This window comes from Pseudomonas sp. IT-232MI5, from assembly GCF_949767845.1.
Classification (GTDB): domain Bacteria; phylum Pseudomonadota; class Gammaproteobacteria; order Pseudomonadales; family Pseudomonadaceae; genus Aquipseudomonas.
Genome location: NZ_CATKQE010000024.1, coordinates 1 through 1,849, shown reverse-complemented (window position 1 = coordinate 1,849; position 1,849 = coordinate 1). Strand labels below are relative to the sequence as shown.

1 rRNA gene is annotated in these 1,849 nt (G+C 52.2%); it reads left to right on the top strand.

The window, feature by feature from the left end:
* Nucleotides 1-1,725: ribosomal RNA gene (locus tag ACM6JQ_RS15970) — 23S ribosomal RNA — on the top strand; the annotation flags it as partial.
* Nucleotides 1,726-1,849 lie beyond the last annotated feature (124 nt).

The following is a 1,849-nucleotide window of genomic DNA, read 5'->3' as shown; positions in this document are numbered from 1 at the left end:
TGATGCGGTAGAGGAGCGTTCTGTAAGCCTGTGAAGGTGAGTTGAGAAGCTTGCTGGAGGTATCAGAAGTGCGAATGCTGACATGAGTAACGACAATGGGTGTGAAAAACACCCACGCCGAAAGACCAAGGTTTCCTGCGCAACGTTAATCGACGCAGGGTTAGTCGGTCCCTAAGGCGAGGCTGAAAAGCGTAGTCGATGGAAAACAGGTTAATATTCCTGTACTTCTGGTTATTGCGATGGAGGGACGGAGAAGGCTAGGCCAGCTTGGCGTTGGTTGTCCAAGTTTAAGGTGGTAGGCTGAGATCTTAGGTAAATCCGGGATCTTAAGGCCGAGAGCTGATGACGAGTGTTCTTTTAGAACACGAAGTGGTTGATGCCATGCTTCCAAGAAAAGCTTCTAAGCTTCAGGTAACCAGGAACCGTACCCCAAACCGACACAGGTGGTTGGGTAGAGAATACCAAGGCGCTTGAGAGAACTCGGGTGAAGGAACTAGGCAAAATGGCACCGTAACTTCGGGAGAAGGTGCGCCGGTGAGGGTGAAGGACTTGCTCCGTAAGCTCATGCCGGTCGAAGATACCAGGCCGCTGCGACTGTTTATTAAAAACACAGCACTCTGCAAACACGAAAGTGGACGTATAGGGTGTGACGCCTGCCCGGTGCCGGAAGGTTAATTGATGGGGTTAGCTAACGCGAAGCTCTTGATCGAAGCCCCGGTAAACGGCGGCCGTAACTATAACGGTCCTAAGGTAGCGAAATTCCTTGTCGGGTAAGTTCCGACCTGCACGAATGGCGTAACGATGGCGGCGCTGTCTCCACCCGAGACTCAGTGAAATTGAAATCGCTGTGAAGATGCAGTGTATCCGCGGCTAGACGGAAAGACCCCGTGAACCTTTACTATAGCTTTGCACTGGACTTTGAATTTGCTTGTGTAGGATAGGTGGGAGGCTTTGAAGCGTGGACGCCAGTTCGCGTGGAGCCATCCTTGAAATACCACCCTGGCAACTTTGAGGTTCTAACTCAGGTCCGTTATCCGGATCGAGGACAGTGTATGGTGGGTAGTTTGACTGGGGCGGTCTCCTCCTAAAGAGTAACGGAGGAGTACGAAGGTGCGCTCAGACCGGTCGGAAATCGGTCGTAGAGTATAAAGGCAAAAGCGCGCTTGACTGCGAGACAGACACGTCGAGCAGGTACGAAAGTAGGTCTTAGTGATCCGGTGGTTCTGTATGGAAGGGCCATCGCTCAACGGATAAAAGGTACTCCGGGGATAACAGGCTGATACCGCCCAAGAGTTCATATCGACGGCGGTGTTTGGCACCTCGATGTCGGCTCATCACATCCTGGGGCTGAAGCCGGTCCCAAGGGTATGGCTGTTCGCCATTTAAAGTGGTACGCGAGCTGGGTTTAGAACGTCGTGAGACAGTTCGGTCCCTATCTGCCGTGGACGTTTGAGATTTGAGAGGGGCTGCTCCTAGTACGAGAGGACCGGAGTGGACGAACCTCTGGTGTTCCGGTTGTCACGCCAGTGGCATTGCCGGGTAGCTATGTTCGGGAAAGATAACCGCTGAAAGCATCTAAGCGGGAAACTTGCCTCAAGATGAGATCTCACTGGAACCTTGAGTTCCCTGAAGGGCCGTCGAAGACTACGACGTTGATAGGTTGGGTGTGTAAGCGCTGTGAGGCGTTGAGCTAACCAATACTAATTGCCCGTGAGGCTTGACCATATAACACCCAAGCAATTTGCGTCGAAGAGACCAGATTGCGGTGTGTGAAGACGAAACGAACCGAAAGTTCGAAAGACTCACAAAACACCAGCTGTCACATACCCAATTTGCTGAAGCGAGGCCA